This window comes from Streptomyces sp. NPDC040545 (assembly GCF_055595065.1).
Genome location: NZ_JBVIWA010000005.1, coordinates 306333 through 330873 on the forward strand (window position 1 = coordinate 306333; position 24541 = coordinate 330873).

General features: G+C 71.5%; 17 protein-coding genes. 3 read left to right on the forward strand and 14 right to left on the reverse strand.

The genetic code is table 11. The annotated features are described in order from the left end of the window. Positions 1-59: 59 nt before the first annotated feature. The gene (locus ACZ573_RS13765; RefSeq protein WP_471303176.1) at positions 60-845 is read right to left on the reverse strand and encodes an amidohydrolase family protein; all 786 of its coding nucleotides are present in this window, start codon (positions 843-845) and stop codon (positions 60-62) included. A gap of 102 nt (positions 846-947) precedes the next feature. Here ACZ573_RS13765 and ACZ573_RS13770 point away from each other — a divergent pair, with 102 nt between their 5' ends. Beyond that, positions 948-1301, forward strand: coding sequence for a MerR family transcriptional regulator (locus ACZ573_RS13770; protein ID WP_471303179.1), 354 nt, complete (start codon positions 948-950; stop codon positions 1299-1301). A gap of 147 nt (positions 1302-1448) precedes the next feature. On the opposite strand, the gene ACZ573_RS13775 is transcribed toward ACZ573_RS13770, so the two are convergent. Together ACZ573_RS13775 and nrdR are read right to left on the reverse strand one after the other, a co-directional pair. After that, positions 1449-4337, reverse strand: coding sequence for a vitamin B12-dependent ribonucleotide reductase (locus ACZ573_RS13775; protein WP_471303182.1), 2889 nt, complete (start codon positions 4335-4337; stop codon positions 1449-1451). A gap of 144 nt (positions 4338-4481) precedes the next feature. Beyond that, complete coding sequence (gene nrdR / locus ACZ573_RS13780; RefSeq protein ID WP_471303185.1) at positions 4482-4994, reverse strand: transcriptional regulator NrdR; 513 nt, start codon at positions 4992-4994, stop codon at positions 4482-4484. Between the two features lie 470 nt (positions 4995-5464). Between nrdR and lexA the strand changes: the two genes are divergently transcribed. After that, complete coding sequence (lexA, locus tag ACZ573_RS13785) at positions 5465-6259, forward strand: transcriptional repressor LexA (protein WP_030713361.1); 795 nt, start codon at positions 5465-5467, stop codon at positions 6257-6259. A gap of 95 nt (positions 6260-6354) precedes the next feature. Here lexA and ACZ573_RS13790 read toward each other — a convergent pair whose 3' ends face one another. The 5 genes from ACZ573_RS13790 to ACZ573_RS13810 form a co-directional block, all read right to left on the reverse strand. Then, positions 6355-8325, reverse strand: coding sequence for an ATP-dependent DNA helicase (locus tag ACZ573_RS13790; protein ID WP_471303189.1), 1971 nt, complete (start codon positions 8323-8325; stop codon positions 6355-6357). Between the two features lie 52 nt (positions 8326-8377). Then, positions 8378-10276, reverse strand: a complete 1899-nt coding sequence (locus tag ACZ573_RS13795; protein WP_471303192.1) for an IucA/IucC family protein — start codon at positions 10274-10276, stop codon at positions 8378-8380. 99 nt (positions 10277-10375) lie between these two features. Next, entirely contained in the window at positions 10376-11089 is a 714-nt protein-coding gene (locus tag ACZ573_RS13800; RefSeq protein WP_471303194.1) for a GNAT family N-acetyltransferase, read from the reverse strand. 32 nt (positions 11090-11121) lie between these two features. Further along, a complete protein-coding gene (locus ACZ573_RS13805; RefSeq protein ID WP_471303331.1) occupies positions 11122-13071 on the reverse strand; it encodes an IucA/IucC family protein in 1950 nt (649 codons plus the stop codon). A 336-nt stretch (positions 13072-13407) separates the two neighbouring features. Then, entirely contained in the window at positions 13408-14964 is a 1557-nt protein-coding gene (locus ACZ573_RS13810) for a diaminobutyrate--2-oxoglutarate transaminase family protein (protein ID WP_471303197.1), read from the reverse strand. A gap of 187 nt (positions 14965-15151) precedes the next feature. Here ACZ573_RS13810 and ACZ573_RS13815 point away from each other — a divergent pair, with 187 nt between their 5' ends. After that, complete coding sequence (locus tag ACZ573_RS13815; RefSeq protein WP_471303199.1) at positions 15152-16321, forward strand: trypsin-like serine peptidase; 1170 nt, start codon at positions 15152-15154, stop codon at positions 16319-16321. Positions 16322-16468: 147 nt separating this feature from the next. Here the strand turns inward: ACZ573_RS13815 and hflX are convergent, their stop codons facing one another. The 6 genes from hflX to miaA all read right to left on the reverse strand — a co-directional run bounded on the left by hflX (position 16469) and on the right by miaA (position 24530). Continuing rightward, entirely contained in the window at positions 16469-17974 is a 1506-nt protein-coding gene (gene hflX, locus ACZ573_RS13820) for a GTPase HflX (protein ID WP_301365963.1), read from the reverse strand. 127 nt (positions 17975-18101) lie between these two features. After that, positions 18102-19574 (reverse strand): M1 family metallopeptidase, encoded by a 1473-nt coding sequence (locus tag ACZ573_RS13825; RefSeq protein WP_471303202.1) that lies wholly within the window; start codon positions 19572-19574, stop codon positions 18102-18104. A 132-nt stretch (positions 19575-19706) separates the two neighbouring features. Further along, positions 19707-21800, reverse strand: coding sequence for a RelA/SpoT family protein (locus tag ACZ573_RS13830; protein WP_471303204.1), 2094 nt, complete (start codon positions 21798-21800; stop codon positions 19707-19709). A gap of 140 nt (positions 21801-21940) precedes the next feature. After that, positions 21941-22816 (reverse strand): diaminopimelate epimerase, encoded by an 876-nt coding sequence (gene dapF, locus ACZ573_RS13835; RefSeq protein WP_471303206.1) that lies wholly within the window; start codon positions 22814-22816, stop codon positions 21941-21943. Positions 22817-22937: 121 nt separating this feature from the next. Then, positions 22938-23459 (reverse strand): hypothetical protein, encoded by a 522-nt coding sequence (locus ACZ573_RS13840; RefSeq protein ID WP_301374443.1) that lies wholly within the window; start codon positions 23457-23459, stop codon positions 22938-22940. A gap of 132 nt (positions 23460-23591) precedes the next feature. Beyond that, positions 23592-24530: a tRNA (adenosine(37)-N6)-dimethylallyltransferase MiaA gene (miaA, locus tag ACZ573_RS13845; RefSeq protein ID WP_382545099.1), complete on the reverse strand. Its 939-nt coding sequence runs from the start codon at positions 24528-24530 to the stop codon at positions 23592-23594. Positions 24531-24541 lie beyond the last annotated feature (11 nt).

Here is a 24541-nt window from a genome sequence, read left to right on the forward strand (position 1 = left end):
CCGAAACACCCGTCCGTCCCGCCGCATCCCCCACTGACCCGTGCCCGCGGTACCGGTGGTCAAAGACCGAGCAGTTCCGCGAGGGTGCCACCCAGAACGCGATCGCGCAGCATGCCCGGCCTCGTGACGCGTTCGACGGTGGCCCGAGCGAGGAACGGATCGCCGTACGGCGCGTCCGAACCGAACAAGGTGCGGTCGGGCACCTCGTCGATCGCCAGCCGCACCGCGAAGACGACGCCGGCCGTCGACAGTTCCAGGTACAGGTTCGGGGTCTCCCGGGCCAGCTCTATGGCCGTCAGCCAGTTCGGTCCGCCGAGTTGGCTGATCACCAGGGGGACGGACGGGTGTTTGCGCGCAAGTCCGGCCAGAGTGGCCAGGTCTCCCGCCGTGGTCGGTGTGAACCCGTGCACGACCACCGGCAGCCCACCGTGATCGGCGGCCGCTCGCAGGACCGGCTCGATCCGGTCCGCCCGACCCGGCGGCGGGGTCAGCTCACCGATACCCCGGAAGCCCCGGCCGATGACGTCCCGCTCGACATCCGCCTCGATCTGCTCGGCCGGCTGATCCAGCCGGACCTTGCCGAAGCCGATGAAGCGATCGGGGTGCGCCGCACACGCCGCCGCGAGTTCCTCCCCCGCGGCCCGGTGGCCGTCCGGACCGCCGGCACGTCCGCCGACCGTCTCGTCCAGCACACTCATCTCGCGCCGGAAGGAAGCCAGATCGGTGGCCCGCTCGGGGTGGGGCCGAGTGCTGAAGAGCACCGCGCGGTCCACTCCTGCCTCGTCCAGCAGGGCGATGTGACGGTGCACAGGGTCGTGGACATGGCTGTGCGCATCGATGATCAACGGATTCTCCTGGTCAGGACCGGTGTAGGCAGCGGAATGCTGCCGCCGGGTCCCATCGTTCAACGTTGACACGATGGCAAGGTCAAGCTCCGGGGAGAAGCAATGCTGATCGGCCTGCTGGCCAAACGGACCGGGACGAGCGAGCGTCTGCTCCGGTACTACGAACGCGTCGGCCTTCTCACATCGACCCGTCGGGCCAACGGATACCGCGAGTACGACGACGCCGCCGAGCGGACGGTCGGTCAGATCCGCGCCCTGCTGGCGGCCGGGCTGTCCACCAGCCTGATCCGGCAGGTGCTGCCCTGCGCCCTCACGGACGGCTCGCTGCGCCCGTGCCCGGGAGTGCTGGACAAGCTGCGCGCACAGCTCACCCAGCTCGACCGGCGCGCGGAGGAGCTGGCACAGGCCCGCCGGACTCTGAAGCGGGCCATCGCGGCGGCCGAAAACGCCGAGTAGCCGCACGGCCGGCCCTGCCGGGCCCGACCGGCTCGGCCGCGTGTGCACCGGAGGCGACCCAGCGTTGGTGAAATGCGCGGTGGGGTGTCCGCGTCACCGCGAACACCCCACCTGAACCGCTACCTCACGCCCCGCAGGGCGTCATGATCAGCTGCAGCCGCTCGTCGAGCCGCAGCCCTCGCAGATGTAGCAGGAGCCGGCTCGCTGCATCTTCGTACCGCAGGAGAAGCAGAGCGGGGCGTCGGCGGAGACGCCGAGCTGCATCTCGACCAGTTCGGCATTGCTGTGCGCCGTCTTCGGGGCCGGGACGGGGACGGCCGCGACCGGCTTCGGGGCCGACGGGACCGCGGCCAGCGGAGTCGCCTGCGTCAGGGACTCGGTGTCCAGCTCGTCGTCGAGCGGCTCGTAGGAACCGGTGTCCAGGTGACGCTGGCGCTCCTCGGCGGTGTGGATGCCGAGGGCCGAGCGGGTCTCGAAGGGCAGGAAGTCCAGCGCCAGGCGGCGGAAGATGTAGTCGACGATCGACTGCGCCATCCGCACGTCCGGGTCGTCCGTCATGCCGGCCGGCTCGAAGCGCATGTTCGTGAACTTCGAGACGTAGGTCTCCAGCGGAACGCCGTACTGCAGACCGACCGAGACGGCGATCGAGAAGGCGTCCATCATGCCCGCGAGGGTCGAGCCCTGCTTGGACATCTTCAGGAAGACCTCGCCCAGGCCGTCGTCCGGGTAGGAGTTCGCCGTCATGTAGCCCTCGGCGCCACCGACCGTGAAGGAGGTGGTGATGCCCGGGCGGCCCTTGGGGAGGCGCTTGCGGACGGGGCGGTACTCGATGACCTTCTCGACGGCGGCGCGGATGGTCTCCTCCGTCTTGACGGTGACCTCTTCCTTCTCCGCCTCCTTCTTCTTGGCGGAGAGGGGCTGGCCCACCTTGCAGTTGTCGCGGTAGATCGCGAGCGCCTTGACGCCCATCTTCCACGCCTCGAAGTAGATCTCCTCGATCTCCTCGACGGTCGCCGTCTCCGGCATGTTGACCGTCTTCGAGATCGCGCCGGAGATCCAGGGCTGGATCGCGGCCATCATGCGGACGTGGCCCATCGCGGAGATGGAGCGCTCGCCCATGGCGCAGTCGAACACCGAGTAGTGCTCGGTCTTCAGACCCGGGGCGTCGACGACCACACCGTGCTCGGCGATGTGGGAGACGATCGCCTCGATCTGCTCCTCCTGGTAACCCAGGCGGCGCAGGGCCTGCGGAACGGTGCCGTTGACGATCTGCATCGAGCCGCCGCCGACGAGCTTCTTGAACTTGACCAGGGCCAGGTCCGGCTCGACACCGGTGGTGTCGCAGGACATCGCGAGGCCGATGGTGCCGGTCGGCGCAAGGACGGAGGCCTGGGAGTTGCGGAAGCCGTTCTTCTCGCCGAGGCGCAGAACGTCCTGCCAGGCCTCGGTGGCCGCGGCCCAGATGCTGTTGTCCAGGTCGTCGGTGCGCGGCGCGACGGCGTTGGCGTCGGCGTGCTGCTTCATGACGCGCTTGTGGGACTCGGCGTTGCGGGCGTAGCCGTCGTACGGGCCGACGATGGCGGCCAGCTCGGCGGAGCGCTTGTACGCGGTACCGGTCATCAGCGAGGTGATCGACGCGGCGAGGGTGCGGCCGCCGTCGGAGTCGTACGCGTGGCCGGTGGCCATCAGCAGGGCGCCGAGGTTGGCGTAGCCGATGCCCAGCTGGCGGAAGGCGCGGGTGTTGTCGCCGATCTTCTGCGTCGGGAAGTCCGCGAAGCAGATGGAGATGTCCATCGCGGTGATGACGAGTTCGACGACCTTGGCGAAGCGCTCGGCGTCGAAGGACTGGTTGCCCTTGCCGTCGTCGTTCAGGAACTTCATCAGGTTGAGCGAGGCGAGGTTGCAGGACGTGTTGTCCAGGTGCATGTACTCGCTGCACGGGTTCGACGCGGTGATCCGGCCGGACTCGGGGCAGGTGTGCCAGTTGTTGATCACACCGTCGTACTGGATGCCCGGGTCGGCGCAGGCCCACGCGGCCTCGGCGAGCTTGCGGAAGAGCGCCTTGGCGTCGACCTTCTCGATGACCTCACCGGTCATACGGGCACGCAGGCCGAACTCGGTGCCGTTCTCGACGGCCGTCATGAACTCGTCGTTCACGCGGACGGAGTTGTTGGCGTTCTGGTACTGGACGGACGTGATGTCGTCGCCGCCCAGGTCCATGTCGAAGCCCGCGTCGCGCAGGGCGCGGATCTTCTCCTCCTCCTTCACCTTGGTCTCGATGAAGGCCTCGACGTCCGGGTGGTCCACGTCCAGGACGACCATCTTGGCCGCGCGGCGGGTGGCGCCGCCCGACTTGATCGTTCCTGCGGACGCGTCGGCGCCGCGCATGAAGGAGACCGGGCCGGAGGCGTTGCCGCCGGAGGAGAGGAGCTCCTTGGAGGAGCGGATGCGGGAGAGGTTCAGGCCGGCGCCGGAGCCGCCCTTGAAGATCATGCCCTCTTCCTTGTACCAGTCGAGGATCGACTCCATGGAGTCGTCGACGGCCAGGATGAAGCAGGCGGAGACCTGCTGCGGCTGGGGCGTACCGACGTTGAACCACACCGGGGAGTTGAAGCTGAAGATCTGGTGCAGGAGCGCGTAGGTCAGCTCGTGCTCGAAGATCTCCGCGTCGGCGGGCGACGAGAAGTAGTCGAAGTCCTCGCCGGCCTTCGTGTAGGTCTTCACGATCCGGTCGATCAGCTGCTTGAGACCGGTCTCCCGCTGCGGGGTGCCGACCGCGCCGCGGAAGTACTTGCTGGTGACGATGTTGACCGCGTTCACCGACCAGAAGTCGGGGAACTCGACACCACGCTGCTCGAAGTTGACCGAGCCGTCGCGCCAGTTGGTCATGACGACGTCACGGCGCTCCCAGCTCACCTCGTCGTAGGGGTGCACGCCCGGGGTGGTGTGGATGCGCTCGATACGCAGGCCGCCCTTGGCAGCCTTGGTCCCCTTGGCGCGGGAACCACGTGCCGAGCCGCTCGCCGTCTCTGTCATGCCGCTTCCTCCCATATGCGGGCAAAAACGCCCTAAAGTGCCATCGATATTCCGCGGCACGGTGCTGTGTCTTGTATCTGCGTCTCTTCGCCTGGCCGACCGGCCGTGCCACGGCGCGTGAGCGCCCCGGCACGGGTGGTCCGGTCAGTCGGCGGCGGAGGCGGGCACGGGGACCTGGGCGGTCCCACCGCACTCGCACTCTTCAGGATGAGACCGCGGCACGCGGAGTTCCGCGATGGCGGTCTCGAAGTCTTCAAGGGTGTCGAAAGCTTTGTAAACGGAGGCGAAGCGCAGGTACGCGACCAGGTCGAGCTCCTGCAACGGGCCGAGTATGGCCAGACCCACGTCATGGGTGGTCAGCTCGGCACTCCCGGTGGCGCGCAGCGCCTCCTCGACCCGCTGGCCGAGCTTGGCGAGGGCGTCCTCGGTGACCGGCCGCCCCTGGCACGCCTTGCGCACGCCGGAGATGACCTTGGTGCGGCTGAAGGGTTCCGTCACTCCGCTGCGCTTGATCACCATCAGCGAGGCCGTCTCCACCGTCGTGAATCGACGGGAGCAGTCGGGGCACTGGCGGCGCCTGCGGATCGATGTGCCGTCGTCCGTGGTGCGACTGTCGACGACACGGCTGTCGGGGTGCCTGCAGAAGGGGCAGTGCATGGTTCCCTCACCCTCCCATTTGGCACGACCGAATCACCCCACGGAGGCCCCCGAAAGACGGAGGCGGACTCCGTCGGGGGCTCGTGAAGCAGCCACCAGCATATGCGATGACGCGGCCCTCGGAAGACCCGAGGACCACAACCTCTGGGTGGCAGCGCTCATCCAACCACTAGATCTTGGGTTGTGGCGGATTTACGCGGCTCCGCGTGTCGCGGCGTCCGATGGGCGGACACGGGGTCTTCCGATGCCACACTGGACGCAGGCCCGAAAGGCGGCGATCCGACCGGGAAGGGTACCGTAAGCGGCGGATGCCGAGCCGAACCCGCGTTCGGCGAACCGATCGTCCATACACCCCTTGATATATCCACACAGGGCGATCTGCGATTTTTCACTCGAACGTGTGTTTGGCGCAACCTTTCGAAAGCTACTACCGTTGTCCAGCTAGGGAGAACATTTCGAGAGGGGCCGACGTGACCACCACCGCAGACAGTGCCGCCATCACTGCCCAGAACCGCTCCCAGAGCCGACTCGAGCCGGTGCATGCCATGAACGACGCAAACCTGAACCCGGATGCGGAACCCGTAGTACGACCCGCACGCTCGCTGCCAGGTCGACCTCCAGGCATCCGCGCCGACAGCTCAGGGCTCACGGACCGGCAGCGGAGGGTCATCGAGGTCATTCGCGACTCCGTGCAGCGGCGGGGTTACCCGCCGTCGATGCGGGAGATCGGCCAGGCGGTCGGCCTGTCCAGCACCTCGTCGGTCGCCCACCAGCTGATGGCTCTGGAGCGCAAGGGCTTCCTGCGCCGTGACCCGCACCGCCCCCGGGCCTACGAGGTGCGCGGATCCGACCAGCCGAGCTCGCAGCCCACCGACACCACCGGCAAGCCCGCCGCCTCCTACGTTCCCCTGGTCGGCCGGATCGCGGCCGGCGGCCCGATCCTCGCCGAGGAGTCGGTCGAGGACGTCTTCCCGCTTCCCCGCCAGCTGGTCGGCGACGGCGAGCTCTTCGTGCTCAAGGTCGTCGGCGACTCGATGATCGAGGCCGCCATCTGTGACGGCGACTGGGTCACGGTCCGTCGTCAGCCGGTCGCGGAGAACGGTGACATCGTCGCCGCGATGCTCGACGGCGAGGCCACGGTCAAGCGCTTCAAGCGCGAGGACGGCCACGTCTGGCTCCTTCCGCACAACGCCGCCTACCAGCCGATCCCCGGCGACGAGGCGACGATCCTCGGCAAGGTCGTCGCAGTACTGCGTCGGGTCTGACCCCCGCCGCCCCCATACAGCCCCCGGGACCCACTGCGCCGGTTCCGGGGGTTGTTCTGTTCCGTGCGGCTCGACGCCGCTCGTGCCCCCGAGAACTACTTGCCGTCAGCCTGAGCGGCAGCGTCGATCGCGGCGAGCGAGCGGCGGGCCTGATTGCGGTCCGTGGTGTACCAGAAGTCCGGGAGCGTGGCCCGCAGGAAGCTCCCGTACCGGGCCGTCGCCAGCCGGGGGTCCAGGACCGCGACGACCCCCCGGTCACCCGAGGCCCGTACGAGACGGCCAGCGCCCTGCGCCATCAGAAGTGCGGCATGCGTGGCGGCCACGGCCATGAAGCCGTTGCCGCCGTGCTCCTCGACCGACTTCTGGCGGGCGCTCATCAGCGGGTCGTCGGGGCGCGGGAAGGGGATCCGGTCCATGACCACGAGCTGGCAGCTGGGACCGGGCACGTCCACGCCCTGCCAGAGCGACAGCGTCCCGAACAGGCAGGTCTTCGGGTCGGCGGCGAAGGACTTGATCAGCTCGCCGAGGGTTTCCTCGCCCTGGAGCAGGATCGGGTTGTCGAGCCGGCCGCGCAGCTCTTCGGCGGCCGCCTTGGCACCGCGCATGGAGGAGAAGAGACCGAGGGTGCGGCCGCCGGCCGCCTCGATCAGCTCGGCGAGCTCGTCCATCATGTCGCCGCGGGTCCCCTCGCGGCCCGGCGTGGCCAGGTGCTTGGCGACGTAGAGGATGCCCTGCTTGGGGTAGTCGAAGGGCGAGCCGACGTCGAGGCCGCGCCAGACGGGTACGTCATCGCCCTCGACCCCCTCGGGGGACAGCCCCAGGGAGGCCGCGACTCCGTTGAAGTCGCCGCCCAGCTTGAGCGTGGCGGAGGTCAGGACCACGGAGCGGTCCTCGAACAGCTTCTCGCGCAGCAAGCCGGACACCGACAGGGGCGCGACCCGGAGGGTGGCGCCGAAGCGGTCGTGGCGCTCGTACCAGACCACGTCGTATTCGGAGCCGTTGGTGATCCGCTCCGCCACCCCGTGGATGCTCTCCACCGCGGCCAGCGCCTGCTTGCGCACCGCGTCCTCGTCGTGGACGGACTTGTCCCGGGTCGCGCCGATCGCCGAGATCACATTGCGCGCGGAGTCCCGCAGGGACATCAGCGCGTAGCCGAGGTCCTCGGGGATCTGCTCCAGCCGGCCCGGGAGCGCCAGCTCCATGACCCGCTCGAAGGTTTCGGAGGCGGTCTGCAGGGAGTCCGCGGTCTTCTCGTCGACCAGCTTGGCGGCACGCTTCACGGCCCGGTTGACCTGGCCCGGGGTGAGCTCGCCGGTGGCGACCCCGGTCACCCGGGAGACCAGCTCATGGGCCTCGTCCACGATCAGCACCTCGTGCTGCGGCAGCACGGGGGCGCCTTCGATGGCGTCGATGGCGAGCAGGGCGTGGTTGGTGACGACCACGTCCGCGAGCTTGGCCCGCTCCCGGGCGGCCTCCGCGAAGCACTCGGCGCCGTACGCGCACTTCGTCGCACCCAGGCATTCGCGGGAGGAGACGGAGATCTGCGACCAGGCCTTGTCCGAGACACCCGGGATCAGGTCGTCGCGGTCGCCGGTCTCGGTCTCGTCGGCCCAGTCGCGCATGCGCAGCAGGTCCTGACCGAGCTTGCTGGTGGGCGCGGCCGCCTCGAACTGGTCGAAGAGGCCGTCCTCCTCGTCCTGCGGAGCGCCCTCGTGCAGACGGTGCAGGCACAGGTAATTGGACCGGCCCTTGAGCATGGCGAACTGAGGGCGGCGGCGCAGCTGCGGGTGCAGTGCCTCCACCGTCCGTGGCAGATCGCGTTCGACGAGCTGCCGCTGGAGGGCGAGGGTCGCCGTGGCGACGACCACGCGCTCGCCGTGCGCGAGGGCCGGAACCAGATAGCCGAGGGACTTACCGGTACCGGTACCGGCCTGGATCAGCCGGTGGGAGTTGTCGTCGATCGCTTCGGCGACGGCTTCGGCCATGGCCACCTGGCCGGGGCGCTCCGTGCCGCCGACGGCGGAGACGGCGGCGTGCAGCAGGTCGGTGAGGGAGGGTGTCGTCATAGCACTGCCAACCCTACGGGGCCGCACTGACAGCGAGCACACCGCCGAGCAATCATGGCCGGTACAGAGGGTTGGGTACGGTTCCGTGCTGGACGGCGTGCGGGCGGTCGGGGCGGTCGCGGTAGCCGTCCTCGTAGAGCCGGTTCCGGTTGAGGCAGAGCCGTCCGATGCGTTCGCCGAGCAGGTCGAAGAGCTCGTAGCGGTCCTTGAGCTCCGGAAAGCGGGTCTGGTGCCGCAGGATCTCCGCCCGTACGAGGGACCAGAACTCGCTCTCCGGGACGCCGAGGCCCTCCTCGCACAGGGCCGAGAGGTAGCGGAAGACGCCGACGAACAGCCCGGAGTGGATGAACTGGGGCAGGAAGTCGGCGGGCTCGGTGAGCAGGACCGCTCGGACCTCGTCGGGCAGGGACTCCAGCTCGGGGAGCGGCTCGTCGGTGATGTTGACGTCGTCCACGAAGTCCTTGACCGCGAGCCGGACCGGGACGTCCTGCTCGTCGAAGATCACGATGGCGTTCTCGCCGTGCGGGGAGAAAACGGTGCCGTAGCGGTAGAGGAAGCGGAGCAGCGGGGGCAGGAGGGCGGCGAAGAGGCGCTGCAGCCAGCCGGTGGGGGTCAGTCCGGACCGGGCGACGAGCTCGGCGGTGAAGGACCGGCCGCGCGGGTCGGTGTGGAGGAGGGAGGCGAGCGTGCGGGCGCGCTCGCCGGGTGCCAGCAGGCCGGTCAGAGGCTCGCGCCAGATCGCGCCGAGGAGCTCCTTGTACTGGTACGGCACCTCGGGGAGCACGTCGTAGACGGGGTGGCGGACGGTGACGGAGGCGACCTCGCCGAGCAGGACGACCCGGCACTCGTCGCGGAGGAAGGGGTCGCCGTCGCGGAGGGAGTGGATCCAGGCGGTGACGGCGGGGGCCGCGAGCGCGAGGTCGCCGGGCAGTCCGCGCCAGACCATGGTGTTGAAGACGGAGAGCGGGAGTTTGACGCTGTGCCGGTCGGGCCGGCTGAGGTTGAGGAAGGTGCGGACGGACTGCTGCGGGAGACGCACGTCGGGGTCGGCGGGGAGGGGTACCAGGGCGCCGGTGGCGAGGGCCGGGGCGAAGAGGGGGAGGACGACCTCGTCCCACTGCCAGGGGTGGACCGGGAGGTAGAGGTAGTGGAGCGGGTCGAGGCCGCGGCCGCGCAGGGACCGGTCGAAGGAGGCCCGGGTGACGGGGTCGAGCTCGGCGGTGTAGAGGCGGGCGGGGTCCTCCAGGCCGGCGGTCCCGCGGTACTCGGCGAGCGAGGTGTGGGCGGCGAGCCAGGGCAGCCGCTGGCGGGTGCGGGCCTCGGGGGCCCAGGCGGCGGTGTCGGAGGCGGAGAGTCCGATGCGGCCCTTGTTGGGGACGAGCCAGGGGTGGCCGGTCTGGTGGCCTTCGAGGGCGGCATAATCGAGGTCGGCGAGGGCATCGGCGGTGAGTGCGGTGTGGTCGAGCCGGGCGTCGGCGGTGAGGGTGGCGCTGAGCTCGCGGACGAGGTGACCGAGGGTGGGTCCGTCGAGGCCGAGGAGGGTGCGGGCCTGGATGAGGAAGGCGTACGGGTCCCCGAAGGCGGTCGGGCTCCCGAGGTCGCCCGGCATGGTCGGTGAGGGCGGTGAGGTCGGTGCCGGTGCCGGTGCCGGTGGGGTCAGGGTGATCGTGTCCGGGGTGACGTGCCAGCTGCCGTACGAGCGCCGGCGGGCGCGGAAGCCGAGGCTGCTTCCGTCGTCGAGGGTCAGGGTCCAGGCGTCCCCGGCGGCGGCCGGTGCGGGGACGGGGCGAATGATCTCCTCGTAGGCGAACTCGCCGAGCATCTTGGCGAGCAGCCGGCGGGCGGCTAAGTCCCAGGTCGCACGGTTGAGTTCGGGCGGCGTGCAGGGGTGCTGGGGCGACGGTGGCACGGTGGGGTCGGGCGCGTCGGGGGCCGCGGGGAAGTTCGGCACGTGACTCCTCGGAGGTCGGGAACTTTGCTTGACTACGCAGAGTTATCGAAGGGAGAGGTGCGAAGCTGCCGACGACGGTCGGGGTGTGCGGGGCGGCACTCAGAGGAGATTGCGCAGCACCCGCTCCCGGATCATCAGGGCGGCCCGCTTCTCGGGAAGGTCGATTTCCGCGGAGCAGCGGAAACCGGAGTTCAGGAAGGCTGATACGGAGGGGGTGTTGCGGATGTCCGGTTCCGCGACGACGCGTGTGCAGCGGGGGCGGTTGCCGAGGACCAGGTCGGCGACGGCGCGCAGCAGAGCTGTTCCCAGTCCCCTGCCGCGGTTCGTGCCGTCTCCGATGAGCAGGTGGATACCCGTGTCGTGGGGGCGCGCCGGGTAGTGCCCGGAGAGCGGGTCGAGGTCGGCCCGGTAGATCTCCCAGTAGCTCATCGGCGTGCCGTCGAGGAGGCCGAGGCAGGGGATGCTGCGGCCGTCGCCGTCGAGCTGGGCCCGGAGGTGGTCGGCGGTGACCGCTGCGGGGCCCGCGAGCTCCCAGTAGGTGGCCACCTCGGGGTCGTTCATCCAGCCGGTGAGGAGCTCCAGGTCACGGCGTGGCCGCACGGGTTCGAGGCGGAAGGCTCCGGCGGGTGTGGTGACGCTGCCCCAGATGGCGGGGGAATCGAGCAGGTCGGCCTCCGCGAGCAGAGGCAACAGCTGTGCGTCGAGGCGTTCTTCGCGCCTTCGGCCGGCAACTTCGAGGACGCCGGTGGCGGTGCGGGGGCTGTGGACGGATCCGGCGGCCGGAGCTGGGGCTGAGGTGTCGGTGGAGGGCATCGGGGGCTCTTCTCCGCGTCGGCGCCGACGCGTCAATCGTGAAGGGGGTTGGTGATGGTGACGTAGACGGACTGGGTGTCGACGGGGCCGACCAGCTCGTCGAGACCGCCCAGGCGGGTGAGCAGGTTCGCCTTGCAGCGCAGGGTGGGCGAGTCGAGCAGCCGTGCGGGGAGCGGGCCGAGGCCCGCGGCCTTGGCGAGGAAGCGGCGGAAGGCGGCGAGGAGGACCCGCTCGTCCGCGAGCCGCTGGGATCCGAAGGCACCGATGAGGCCGAGCACGTTGTTGATGCCGAGGTAGTAGGCGAAGCGTTCGTCGGTGACGGCGTCGGAGACGAAGGTGTCGCTGGCGCTTCCGATGCCGGGGAGCCGGTGCTCCAGTTCCGCGCGGCGCGATTCGCGGAAGTAGTAGCCCTGGTTGTCGCGGTAGCGGCCGCCGATCGGCCAGCCGGCCGGGTCGAGGAGCACCAGGGTGTTCTGCTGGTGCGCTTCGAGGGCGATACCGGCGAGCGCGTCGAAGGCGAGGACCGGCAGCACCACGTGGTCGAGGTAGCGCAGGAACCACTCGGCGGCGACGGCGGACGTGGTGTGGCCGGTGGCGGTGGCGAGCCCGGTGACGAGCTCGGCGAGGCGGGAGCTCATGGTGGTCCGGCCGGGCCACGGGCGGGGAGCGGTGAGTGCGGCGATACAGACGGGGTCGTCGCCCGAACGGAAGGGGTTGTGGCGCAGCAGGGCGTCGAGTCCGGGCACGGGGGTGCCGTCCGGGGCGTCCACGGCGACCCAGGCGGGGTCGCGGACGATGTCGAAGGCGGGGTGGGACGCCTGCCACTGCTCGGCGAGGCCGGTGCGGAGCAGCCGGTGCACCTCGACGCCGCGGTGGAGTTCCTTGCGGAGGTTCTCGCGGCGGGAGTTGGTGATGCGCAGGCCCAGGGAGAGCTTGAGCATCGCGGGGGCGCCCGGGCGGTGGACGGTGCGGACGGAGGAGGTGGGGTACCAGGGCTCGCCGTGCGCGCCCAGGTCGTGCAGAAGTCCCGCGTCACGGAGGGCGGTGACGGCGGGGCGCTGGAGCAGGTCGCGGGCCTGCCAGGGGTGTAGGGGAAGGGGGGTGGTGCCGTGGGGCAGTGGGAGCCCGGGGGCGAGCCGGCCGAGGAGCTGTGGGGCGGAGACGGGGCGGCCGCTCTCGGTCCAGGCCGATTCGCTCGCGAGAGCCGCGGGTTCGACCGCGAACCAGTGCAGGGGGAAGGAGCCGTGGAGTTCGGGTGAGTAGCGGCGTACCTCGGCCTCGGAGAGTCCTTCGCGGCTCTTCGGGTCCGGCTGGAGGGGGTGACCGAGGAGGAGCGCCTGTTCGGCGGTGAGGAATCGGTCACCGCCTACGGGGGCCGGGGCCAAGGGGCGTTCCCGCCGGTCGGCGATGAATTCGGCGGTACGGCGCACCGAGTCGGCGACCCGGCCGACGAGGTCGGCGGCGCCTCGGCCACCGCTCGTGCCCTCACGGGCGATGAGCGCGGCGATGGTGACGGCGTCGAGGGAGGGCGCGGCAGCGGTCGTGCCTTCGAGCCGGACCGCACCGAATCGGTGCCAGCCGGCATGGGACCAGTGGCGGACAGGGACGAGCAGGGCGGTGCCGGAAGCGGGAAGGGGGATACGCAGGGGGGTACCGGCGGGGCCGTCGGGACGGCCGAGACCGGATTCGCGGACCCAGCAGCGGAGCAGGTTCTCCACCGCCGCGGCCTCGGCGGCGACGGCCGGGTCGGGGTGGTTCAGGAGGTCGGGCAGGGTGGTCGGCTCCAGCCGCAGGGGGCTCGTCCATCCGGAACGGGGCCGGGGTGTGCCGTCCTTCTGCCGCGGCACCGTGGCCGTAGCCCCGGCACCGGTCCCGGTGGTGGCCGTGGCTGCCGGGGGGAGTTGCTCGGCCGGTGCTCCGGGTGCCCCCGCCGGGCCCGGCTGCGGCTGCTCGGCCGTGGCGCCGTCGGCGTGGGGCGGCATTCCGGCCGGGGGTGGGGTCGGGGTCGGGGTCGATGCCTCCTCCGCGGATGCGGACCGGGTCGGCGGGCTGACCGCGGAACCCGGGCCCTGCGCCTCGGGCACGTCGAGCCGGGGCGTCGGGTGCGGCGGCTCCGCGGCCTCCCGTAGCGGCGCCGCGGTGCCGGGCGGCGGTGACGGCTGCCCCGGGGCGACGGCCGCCTCGTGGTCCGGGAGCGGCCGCGGCTGCGCCTGGGCCGGTCCCGGCGGTGGGGCCGGCCGGTCGCAAGACAGCGGCTGGGTCTCCGTGATGGGGGTGGACTGGTGCGGGTCTGGCATCGCGGGTCCTCGGGGTGCGGGTCAGTGGGTCCGGCGGGCGGCGGCCGGGATGGCGTCGGCCAGGCGGTCGAGGACCGCCGCGGCCTGCTCGTCGGTCAGGGTCAGCGGGGGAAGGAGGCGCACCACGGCGCCGTGACGGCCGCCGAGCTCGACGATCAGGCCGCGGTCCAGGCACTCCTGGCGGACGGCGGCGGCGAGGGACGGTGCGGCAGCCCCGGTGTCGGGGTCGACGAGTTCGACGCCGATCATCAGGCCCCGGCCGCGTACCTCTCCGATGCAGGGATGGCTGCAGGCCAGGCCGTGCAGGGCTGCCAGCATCCGTCCCCCCAGGGCTGCGGCGCGCTCGGCGAGCCGGTTCTCGCGGACGAAGGCGAGCGTGGCGGCGCCGGCGGCCATGGCGAGCTGGTTGCCGCGGAAGGTGCCGGCATGCGCTCCGGGGGCCCAGACGTCCAGGCCCGCCCGGTACACGATCACGGCGAGCGGGAGGCTGCCGCCGATCGCCTTGGAGAGGACCATGACGTCGGGCACGACCCCGGCGTGGTCGACTCCCCAGAAGGCACCGGTCCGGCCGACGCCCGTCTGCACCTCGTCGGCGATCAGCGGGATCCCGCGCGCCGTGGTGATCTCGCGCATCCGGCGCAGCCAGGGGTCCGGGGCGGGGATCACCCCGCCCTCTCCCTGCACGGGTTCGACGATCATGCCGGCGGGGGCGGGCACCCCGCCCTTCGGGTCGTCCAGCAGGTTCTCCGTCCAGCGCGCGGAGAGTTCGGCTCCCTCGGGGCCGCCGACGCCGAACGGGCAGCGCAGGTCCTGCGGGTACGGCAGCCGGGTCACCCGTACCCCGGGGGCACCCCCCGACGCGTCCAGGGCCCCGGCGGTCATCCCGTGGTAGGCCCCGGTGAAGGCGAGCAGCCCGGGGCGTCCGGTCGCGGTGCGCACCAGTTTGAGGGCGGCCTCCACGGCGTCCGTACCGGCCGGGCCGCAGAACTGGATGCGCGCGTCGGCGGCCAGCGCGGGCGGCAGGTTGGCGAACAGCTCGGTGGTGAAGGCGTCCTTGACGGGGGTCGCGAGGTCCAGCACGTGCAGCGGGGCGCCCGAGTCGAGGACGCCGCGGATGGCTTCGAGCACCACCGGGTGGTTGTGCCCGAGGGCGAGCGAGCCGGCACCGGAGAGGCAGTCGAGGTAACGCCGCCCGTCGGCGCCCTCGATGGTCAGCCCACGGGCCCGCACCGGGACGATGGGCAGCGAGCGAGCGTACGTCCGGGCGGCGGACTCCCGCTGTGCCTGTCTGCGCAGGATGCCTTCGGGGGCGGCGGGACCCCCCGGCCCACCGCTCACGCCCGGGCCGCCCGGCCCGTCCGCGACACTCGGCCCGTCCGCGACACTCGGCCCGTCCGCGACACTCGGGGCGCTCGCAGCACTCGGGGCGCTCGCGGCGTCCGGACCCGGTCCCCGGCTTCCCTGCGGCGGCACTTGAGGCGGGATCTCTGTCGCGGCCGCCGCCGCGACCGGCTCGGTGACAGCCACGAGTGTCGGTCCTCCCGCACTGATTGCTCTTCCGGATTGCGTCTCGAACATGAACGCTGCTCCCCCATCCCCCGTACGTACCAACGACGGTGACGGCGAGGGATCACGGGTTGACTCAAGATCCTTGTCCCGCAAGGGGAGAGCGCCAGGAACCACAGCCCCGGCCTGTGTCGTCCTCGGCGACAGCGGCATAGTGGGGGGCTACTCCACTCCTCGAACTCCCAGGGGGACGAACGACATGCGACCGAACCGACCGGTCACCGCGATTCTGTGCGCGGCCACGCTCGCGCTGACCGCGGCTGCCTGCGGCCCCGGCGACGGGGAGGCCGGCGGCGACGCCAAGCCGACCGTGGCCGCGAGCCTGCCGGGCCAGGAGGGGATCAAGATCCCGGACCAGCTCAAGGACAAGCTCAAGGAGCACGGAATAGACCTGGAGAAGTGGAAGGGGGGTGAGTGGAAGAACTGGAAGAAGGAGGACTGGCTCCGCGAGGCGGGCGACTACATCAACCCGGTCATCGAGGGCCTGTGGGACCCGGACCGCATGCGTGACGCCGAGCAGCCGCAGCGCCCGGCCGTCGACCCCGACGCGGGCAAGGACCAGGGTGTCACCGACCCGACCCCGGCTCCGGTGGCGGCCAAGCAGGCCACCCCGCCCTACCACACGAGCGTTCCGGCGTCCGGCAAGGTGTTCTTCGACGGCCCCGAGGGCTCGATGGTCTGCTCGGCGACCGTGATCAAGGACCCCGCCCACCCCGGCAAGTCCAACATGGTCTGGACCGCGGGCCACTGCGTCCACGCGGGCAAGGCCGGCGGCTGGTACCGCAACATCGCCTTCGTCCCGTCCTACAACAACGCGGGCAAGCCGTCGGCGCAGCTCAAGGGCGCGCCCCGCGAGACGGTGGCCCCGTACGGCGTCTGGTGGAGCGACTGGGCGCAGACCTCCGACCAGTGGATCGCGACCGGCGGTCCGACCGGTGGCGCGGGTGCCCCCTACGACTTCGCGGTGCTGCACGTGGCGCCCGAGAAGGGCAGCACCAAGTCCCTGGAGGAGACGGTCGGTTCGGCGCTCCCGGTGGAGTTCAACGCGCAGGCCGTGCCGAAGGTCGCGAGCATCACGGCGACGGGCTACCCGGCGGCGGCTCCCTTCGACGGCCAGCGCGCCTTCCAGTGCACGGACAGGCCGGGCCGGCTGTCCCTGAGCGCGAACGACCCGGTGATGTACCGCATCGGCTGCACCATGACCGGCGGTGCCTCCGGTGGCGGCTGGGTCACGGCGGGATCCGACGGCAAGCCGGCGCTGGTGTCGAACACCTCGATCGGCCCGGCCAAGGCGGGCTGGCTGGCCGGACCCCGGCTGGGGCCGGAGGCGAAGGGCATCTTCGACGCCGTCAGCGCCAAGTTCAAGTAGTTCGAGCGGATCGAGTAGCCCCGGACCCTGAGCGTGACCGAACGGCTGAGGCCCCCCTGCACCGCAGGGGGGCCTCAGCCGTCAAGCCGTCAAACTCGCAAGCCGTCAAACTCTCGAGCGGTCAGACTCTCAAGCCGTCGGGCACGCTCAGCGCTTCGCCAGCGCGTAGGGCGCCAGGTCCGCCGCCAGTTCCTGGTGGACCCGTGCCTTGAGCAGGGTGCCGTCCGGGGTGTGCTCCTCGGAGATCACCTCGCCCTCGGCGTGCGCCTTGGCGACCAGCGAGCCGCGCGTGTACGGCACCATGGCCTCCACCTCGACCTCGGGCCGCGGCAGCTCGGAGTCGATGAGCGCGAGGAGTTCCTCGATGCCCATGCCCGTCCGCGCCGAAACGGCGATGGAGTGCCGCTCGATCCGCAGCAGCCGCTGCAGCACGAGCGGATCTGCGGCGTCCGCCTTGTTGATCACGACGATCTCGGGCACGTTCACCGCGCCGACCTCGCGGATCACCTCGCGCACCGCCGCCAGCTGCTCCTCCGGCGCCGGGTGCGAACCGTCCACGATGTGCAGGATCAGGTCGGAGTCCCCGACCTCCTCCATCGTGGAGCGGAACGCCTCGACCAGGTGGTGGGGCAGGTGCCGGACGAAGCCGACCGTGTCGGCCAGGGTGTAGACCCGGCCGCTCGGCGTCTCGGCCCGGCGCACGGTCGGGTCGAGGGTGGCGAACAGCGCGTTCTCCACCAGCACGCCCGCGCCCGTGAGGCGGTTGAGGAGCGAGGACTTGCCCGCGTTGGTGTAACCGGCGATGGCGACCGAGGGCACCTTGTTGCGGCGCCGTTCCTGCCGCTTGATGTCACGGCCGGTCTTCATCTCCGCGATCTCCCGGCGCATCTTCGCCATCTTCTCGCGGATCCGTCGCCGGTCGGTCTCGATCTTGGTCTCACCGGGGCCTCGGGTGGCCATGCCGCCACCGCCGCCGCCGCCCATCTGGCGGGACAGCGAGGCACCCCAGCCGCGCAGTCGCGGCAGCATGTACTGCATCTGCGCGAGTGCGACCTGCGCCTTGCCCTCTCGGGACTTGGCGTGCTGGGCGAAGATGTCGAGGATCAGCGCGGTCCGGTCGACCACCTTGACCTTGACGACGTCTTCGAGGGCGATGAGCTGGCCGGGGCTGAGCTCACCGTCGCACACGACGGTGTCGGCGCCGCTCTCCATGACGATGTCACGCAGCTCGCGCGCCTTGCCCGAACCGATGAAGGTGGCGGGGTCCGGCTTGTCACGGCGCTGGATCACACCGTCGAGTACGAGGGCACCCGCCGTCTCCGCGAGGGCGGCGAGCTCCGCGAGGGAGTTCTCCGCGTCGTTCACCGTGCCGGAGGTCCAGACACCGACCAGTACGACGCGCTCCAGGCGCAGCTGCCGGTACTCGACCTCGGTGACGTCTTCCAGCTCGGTGGAGAGGCCGGCCACGCGGCGCAGGGCCGCGCGCTCGGAGCGTTCGAACTGCTCGCCGTCCCGGTCTCCGTCGACCTCGTGGCTCCAGGCGACGTCCTCTTCCATCAGGGCATCGGCCCGAAGGCTCTCGGTGAAGCTCTGCGAGTCCCGCACGTCCTGTGCGTCCCGCGCGTCCTGGGAAGGGGAAGAAGAGGAGGTCATTGGATCCTTACGTCGATTCGAATAGCAGTGTCACGTTAACTGTCACGTCCAACGTGTCACACGGCCGGGGGATTCCCCGCGCGGCCCCGTCGATGGTGACATGCCCGTTCCTCAGCGGTCACACCCTTTATCGGGCGCTCCCGTCGGCCGCGGCCCTGCCGGAGGCCGCCTTGCCGCTCCATTCCGGGTGCCCCGGCATCGGCGGGGTCGTGGACCCGTACAGCCAGGGCTCCAGGAAGGCCGTGAGGTCGCGGCCCGCTTCCTGCGAGGCCAGGCGTACGAAGTCGGCCGTCCCCGCGATCCCGTCCCGGTTCTCCGCGACCCAGCGCCGCTCGGTCTTCTCGAAGGCCTCGGTGCCGATCTCCTGCCGCAGGGCGTAGAGGATCAGTGCGGACCCGTCGTACACCACCGGCCGGAAGAGCCCGATCTTCTCGCCGGGTGCGGCGGCCTTCGGGGCGGCCGGCGGGCCGCCCGCCGCCCGCCACTGGTCGGAGCGCTGGTACGCCTCGCGCATGCGCCGCTCCAGGGAGTACTTGCCGAGGCCGTCCGCGTACAGGGCCTCGTACCAGGTGGCGTGTCCCTCGTTGAGCCACAGGTCGGACCAGGTGCGTGGGGTGACGCTGTCGCCGAACCACTGGTGGGCGAGCTCGTGGACCATGACGGACTCGACGTACCAGTCGGGGTAGCCCTCGCCCGCGAACAGGCTGCTCTCGAAGAGCGAGAGGGTCTGCGTCTCCAGCTCGAAGCCGGTCGTGGCGCGTGCGATCAGCACCCCGTAGTTCTCGAAGGGGTAGCGGCCGACCCGCTCCTCCATCCACTCGATGTGGCCCGCGGTCTTCTTGAGCCAGGGGTCCAGCCGCTTGCGGTCCTGGGCGGGCACCACGTCGCGCAGCGGCAGCCCGTGCGGTCCGGTGCCGTGCACGACCTCGGAGCGGCCCACAGAGACCTGGGCCAGCTCGGTGGCCATCGGGTGCCGGGTCCGGTACGTCCAGGTCGTCGTGGGGCCGAGCCGTACGGCGGGGGCCACCGGTTCACCGTTCGCGACGGCCGTGAGGCCGGCCGGGGCGGTGATCCGGAAGGTGAAGACCGCCTTGTCGGCGGGGTGGTCGTTGCAGGGGAAGACGCGGTGCGCGGCGTCCGCCTGGTTGGCCATGGCCAGGCCGTCCTCCGTGGGCACCCAGCCGCCGTCGCCGCGGCCGCGCGGATCGCTGGTGTGCCGGATGGTGATGTGCAGCGGCATGTTGTCCGCCACCGGGCGCGCGGGCGTGAGGACCAGGTCCTCCGCCACGCTCTCGAACCGCGCCGGCTCCCCGTTGATCTCGGCGGACGCCACCTTGCCGTGGGTGAAGTCCAGATTGATGCGCTCCAGCCGCTCCAGGGCGCGGGCGTCGATGACGGTGACCGCGTCGAGCGGGCTCAGGTTGTCCTTGTAGGCGAAGGACAGGTCGTACGAGAGCACGTCGTACCCGGGGTTCCCGAGCTCCGGGAAGAGCCGGTCGCCGATGCCCAGCGGCTTCGGCGGGGGCAGGACGGCGGCGACGAGGGTGAGGGAGGCCGCGGCGAGCAGGGTGGCGCGCAGGCGCGGGGAGGAGAGCTGCATCCACCACCGCTTACCAGCGCCCGCCGCACGGCCGCGCACGACGCGCGACGAGTCCACCCGAACGGGGCCTTCCGGCGTCGTTCCGGCCTACGTCGCCACCGGCCTCCGTACGCACCCGCGCCCGGCCGGCGGCTACACGCGGCTGACGTCGTACACGCCCGGCACGTCCCGCATCGCCCGCATCAGTGCGGGCAGCCCGGCCGCGTCGGGCAGCTGCAGGGTGTAGCTGTGCCGGACGCGCTGTTCGACCGGCGGTTCCACCGTCGCGGAGACCACCTCGACCCCCTCGCGGGCGATGGCTTCGGTCAGATCGGCCAGCAGATGCGGGCGGCCGAACGATTCAGCGAGGAGGGTGACCCGGACGTCCGCCGTGGCCCGCCAGTGCACGGCGACGGAGGTGCGCCCCACCGCCCGCATCTGCGCCACCGCCGCGCAGTGGATGCGGTGCACGGTGACGGCCCCGCCGCGGACCAGGAAGCCGGCGACGGCGTCCGGCGGCACCGGGGTGCAGCACCCCGCCAGTCGCACGGGGGCGTCCGGCAGATCGGCGACCGCGTTGCCCCCGCCGCCCCGGGCCCCGACCACGGACAGCGGTGCCCGGGCGGCCGAGGTCGTGGCCATGGCCCGGTCGGGGTGGGCTTCGAGCCAGCTGCTGATGGCGATCCGGGCCGCGGGGGTCCGGGCGTGGTCCAGCCACTCGGGGGCGGGTCCGGAGGAGGCGTCCTGGGCGAGCAGCAGCTGGACGGTGTCCCCGTCGGACAGCGGTGAGGACAGGGAGGTGAGGCGCCCGTTGACGCGGGCGCCGATACAGCCGTGGGCCGCCTCGCCGTGCTGCGCGTAGGCGGCGTCGATACAGCTGGCCCCGGCCGGCAGGCTGATAGTGCCGGTGGCGCTGCCGTCGTCCCGGAACACGGTGATCTCCCGGTCCTGGGCCAGCTCCGCCCGGAGCACGGTCCAGAAGGTATCGGGGTCGGGCGCGGACTGCTGCCAGTCGAGCAGCCGGGACAGCCAGCCGGGCCGCGTGGGGTCCACGCGCTCCTCGTCCGGGTCGGTGGCGGCGGCGTCGGGGGTCGCGGTGGCGTACGGATTGCCGAGGGCGACCACGCCGGCCTCGGCGACGCGGTGCATCTGCCGGGTCCGCACGATGACCTCGGCCACGTAGCCCTCGGGGGTGGCGACGGCGGTGTGCAGCGACTGGTAGAGGTTGAACTTCGGGGCGGCGATGAAGTCCTTGAACTCCGAGACGACCGGGGTGAAGCAGGTGTGCATCTCGCCGAGCACGGCGTAACAGTCGGCGTTCTCACCGACGAGGACGAGGACGCGGCCGAAGTCGGAGCCGCGCAGTTCGCCGCGGGTGCGGGCGATGCGGTGCACGGAGACGAAGTGCCGCGGCCGGACCTGCACTTCGGCGGTGATGCCCGCGTCGCGCAGGACGCCGCGTACGGAGTCGGCGATGGCGGGCAGCGGGTCGCGTTCCCCGGCGTGGGCGGCGATGAGCGCGCGGGTGCTCTCGTACTCCTCGGGGTGCAGGATCGCGAAGACGAGGTCTTCCAGCTCGGTCTTGAGGGCCTGCACGCCGAGCCGTTCGGCCAGCGGGATGAGGACGTCGCGGGTGACCTTGGCGATGCGGGCCTGCTTCTCGGGGCGCATCACGCCCAGGGTGCGCATGTTGTGCAGCCGGTCGGCGAGTTTGATGGACATGACGCGGACGTCGTTGCCGGTGGCGACGAGCATCTTGCGGAAGGTCTCGGGTTCGGCGGCGGCGCCGTAGTCGATCTTCTCCACCTTGGTGACGCCGTCGACGATGAAGCACACCTCGTCGCCGAACTCCGCCCGGACCTGATCGAGGGTCACGTCGGTGTCCTCGACGGTGTCGTGGAGCAGAGAGGCCGTCAAGGTGGTGGTCTCGGCGCCGAGTTCGGCGAGGATCAGGGTGACGGCGAGTGGATGTGTGATGTACGGCTCACCACTTTTTCGCATCTGACCGCGGTGCGAGGTCTCCGCGAGGAGATACGCGCGGCGCAGAATGGACAAATCGGCGTCCGGGTGGTGGGCGCGGTGTGCCTCGGCCACGTGGCCGATCGCGTCCGGAAGCCGGTCTCGTGACGTCGGCCCGAGCAGGGCCGCGCGCCCGAGCCTGCGCAGATCGAGCCTGGTCCGCCCCCGTCTGCGGAGCTCAGGGCGCGCTTCGGGGTGTGCTTCGGGGTTCGTGGCCTCTGCACTCATGGGCACCTCCGGCGGCTTCGACCGGCGGTGGTGGGCATGGGGTGAGCCCTCAGGGCCGGTGCCTGATGTTACCGACCCCACCACGTGGCGCAGTCCACCTCTCGCTCAGCGTGAAACGGATCACCCGTTAGAGGGAAGCTTCAGCCGAAAGCCGTTTCGGTGAGCCAGGTCCCGTCGAACTCCCCCGCAGCCACGATCACGGCCGGTCCGGTCATGTCGATCTGTCCGTCGGGGTGTTCGGTGATGATCAGGGTTCCGCCGGGGAGGTCGACGGTGTACGCGACCGGTTCGCCGGTGGCGGCCGGGTCGGCGCCGTCGCGGCGGATGGCGGCCACGGCGACGGCGCAGGCGCCGGTGCCGCAGGAGCGGGTCTCGCCGGAGCCGCGCTCGTGGACGCGCATGGCGACGTGCCGGGGGCCGCGGTCGACGACGAACTCGACGTTGACCCCGGCGGGGTAGGCGGAAGCCGGGGTGAACGCGGGGGCGGTGTAGAGGTTCCCGGCGTGGTCGAGGCTCTCGACGAAGGCCACCGCGTGGGGGTTCCCCATGTTCACGTTCCGCGCGGTCCAGCTCCGGGCGTCGACGCTGACCGTGACCTCGCCCTCGGGCAGCTCGGCGCGGCCCATGGAGACGGTGACGTCGCCCCCCTTGTCGAGGTGCACGCGCTTGACGCCGCCGCGCGTGGCGACGGCGAGGTCGCCGGGCTCGACGTGTCCGGCGTACCGGAGGTAGCGGGCGAAGACGCGCACGCCGTTGCCGCACATCTCGGCGATGGAGCCGTCACTGTTGCGGTAGTCCATGAACCACTCCGCCTCGTCGGCCAGGTGCGCGGCCTCGGGGTGCGCGGCGGACCGGACGACGTGCAGGACGCCGTCCGCGCCGATCCCGGCACGCCGGTCGCACAGCTTGGCGACGGCGGACGCGGGCAGCTCGATGGCGTTGTCCGGGTCCGGGACGATCACGAAGTCGTTCTCGGTGCCGTGGCCCTTGAGGAAGGAGAGGGTGGTCTGCGTCACCCGCCCATGGTACCGAGCCCCAGCTCAGAGGCGCCGGACCGTCCGAGGGGCGGAACCGTCCGAGGGGCGGAACCGGCCGGGGAGGCGGAACCGGCCGGAGGCGGAAGCGGCCGGGCGGCGCTCAGCGGAGCCGGGCGACCCGGTACACGGCGAGACCTACGACGGCCAGTGCGACGACGGCGTACAGCGCGGCCATGCGCCAGTCCGGGCGGCGGCCGCTCCCCCGGGCCGGGAGACCGGGCCACGTGTAGCCGACCCGTCGGGCGGCCATCATTCCCCAGCCTCCGGCGCAGCAGCTGATCAGGAAGCCGAGCATGGCGACCACCGCGCCGCCGTCGCCGAACTCGAAGGCGAGCGGGAAGGCGAACATCAGCGAACCGGTGGCGGCGAGCATCGCGATCGGGGCGATCTGCCACAGGCGCAGGCGGCGCTGCGGGCGCAGTTCGACCTCGAACTCGGGTCCGGCCGCGGCCTCCGCCTCGGCGGAGTCCGGGGTGTCCGGGCCGTCCGGGGTCAGTCGCGCCGGATCGGCGGGCAGCCCGAGCCCTGTGGGCCCGTCCGTCCCGTCCGTCCCGTCCAGAAGCATCGGATCCGCTTCCCTCCGGGTGTCGTCCTGCCCGGTGTCGCGAGGGCCGGCCTCCATCGCCACGCGCCCTCCCCACTCGGACTCAGTACGCCGCCGTTCATCGCAGGTGATCGCACCCGCTGGAGTTTGATGATGGCACGCCGCTGGCCCCACTACTGGCGCGTGAGGCGTCCCGATGCCATCACGTGATCAGGCTGTGACCGCTCGTTCGACCAACGACTGCGCGAGTCCGGGGAGTTCCCCCCGGTCGGCGACGGCCCCGCTGAGCCAGTGCACGCGCGGGTCGCGGCGGAACCAGGAGTCCTGGCGGCGGGCGAACCGCTTGGTCGCCCGGACGGTCTCGGCCCGGGCCTCGTCCTCGGTGCACTCACCGGCGAGCGCGGCCAGTACCTGCTGGTAGCCGAGCGCCCTGGAGGCGGTGATTCCGTCGCGCAGCCCGCGGGCCTCCAGCGCACGGACCTCGTCCACCAGCCCGGCCTCCCACATCCGGTCGACCCGCAGGGCGATCCGCTCGTCGAGCTCTGGGCGGGCCACGTCGACCCCGATCTGCACGGTGTCGTAGACGGAGTCGTGGCCGGGCAGGTTGGCGGTGAAGGGGCGGCCGGTGATCTCGATCACTTCGAGGGCGCGGACGATGCGGCGGCCGTTGCTGGGCAGGATGGCCTGCGCGGCGGCCGGGTCGGCCGCGGCGAGGCGGGCGTGCAGGGCGCCGGGGCCACGGAGCGTGACCTCTTCCTCCAGACGGGCCCGCACCTCGGGGTCGGTGCCGGGGAACTCCATGACGTCCAGGGCGCCGCGGACGTACAGGCCGGATCCGCCGACGAGGACGGGGGTGCGGCCCTCGGCGAGCAGTTTGTCGATCTCCAGGCGGGCCAGCCGCTGGTAGTCGGCGACGTTGGCGGTGTCGGTGACGTCCCAGATGTCGAGGAGGTGGTGCGGGACACCGCCGCGCTCCTCGGTCGTCAGCTTGGCGGTGCCGATGTCCATCCCCCGGTACAGCTGCATGGAGTCGGCGTTGACGACTTCGCCGTCGAAATGGCGGGCCAGGGCTACACCCAGGTCGGACTTTCCTGCCGCGGTGGGACCTACGACGGCGATGACCCGCGGGGCGGGGGCTGCTTTCCTCACCGCACCAGTCT

Bases quoted from the DNA above. Each gene is read 5' to 3' on its own strand.
- ACZ573_RS13770 (WP_471303179.1), top strand. From the start codon at position 948: ATGCTGATCGGCCTGCTGGCCAAACGGACCGGGACGAGCGAGCGTCTG.
- ACZ573_RS13775 (WP_471303182.1), bottom strand. From the start codon at position 4,337: ATGACAGAGACGGCGAGCGGCTCGGCACGTGGTTCCCGCGCCAAGGGG.
- nrdR (WP_471303185.1), bottom strand. From the start codon at position 4,994: ATGCACTGCCCCTTCTGCAGGCACCCCGACAGCCGTGTCGTCGACAGT.
- ACZ573_RS13790 (WP_471303189.1), bottom strand. From the start codon at position 8,325: ATGACGACACCCTCCCTCACCGACCTGCTGCACGCCGCCGTCTCCGCC.
- ACZ573_RS13800 (WP_471303194.1), bottom strand. From the start codon at position 11,089: ATGCCCTCCACCGACACCTCAGCCCCAGCTCCGGCCGCCGGATCCGTC.
- ACZ573_RS13805 (WP_471303331.1), bottom strand. From the start codon at position 13,071: ATGCCGCCCCACGCCGACGGCGCCACGGCCGAGCAGCCGCAGCCGGGC.
- ACZ573_RS13810 (WP_471303197.1), bottom strand. From the start codon at position 14,964: ATGTTCGAGACGCAATCCGGAAGAGCAATCAGTGCGGGAGGACCGACA.
- ACZ573_RS13815 (WP_471303199.1), top strand. From the start codon at position 15,152: ATGCGACCGAACCGACCGGTCACCGCGATTCTGTGCGCGGCCACGCTC.
- hflX (WP_301365963.1), bottom strand. From the start codon at position 17,974: ATGACCTCCTCTTCTTCCCCTTCCCAGGACGCGCGGGACGCACAGGAC.
- ACZ573_RS13825 (WP_471303202.1), bottom strand. From the start codon at position 19,574: ATGCAGCTCTCCTCCCCGCGCCTGCGCGCCACCCTGCTCGCCGCGGCC.
- ACZ573_RS13830 (WP_471303204.1), bottom strand. From the start codon at position 21,800: ATGAGTGCAGAGGCCACGAACCCCGAAGCACACCCCGAAGCGCGCCCT.
- ACZ573_RS13840 (WP_301374443.1), bottom strand. From the start codon at position 23,459: ATGGAGGCCGGCCCTCGCGACACCGGGCAGGACGACACCCGGAGGGAA.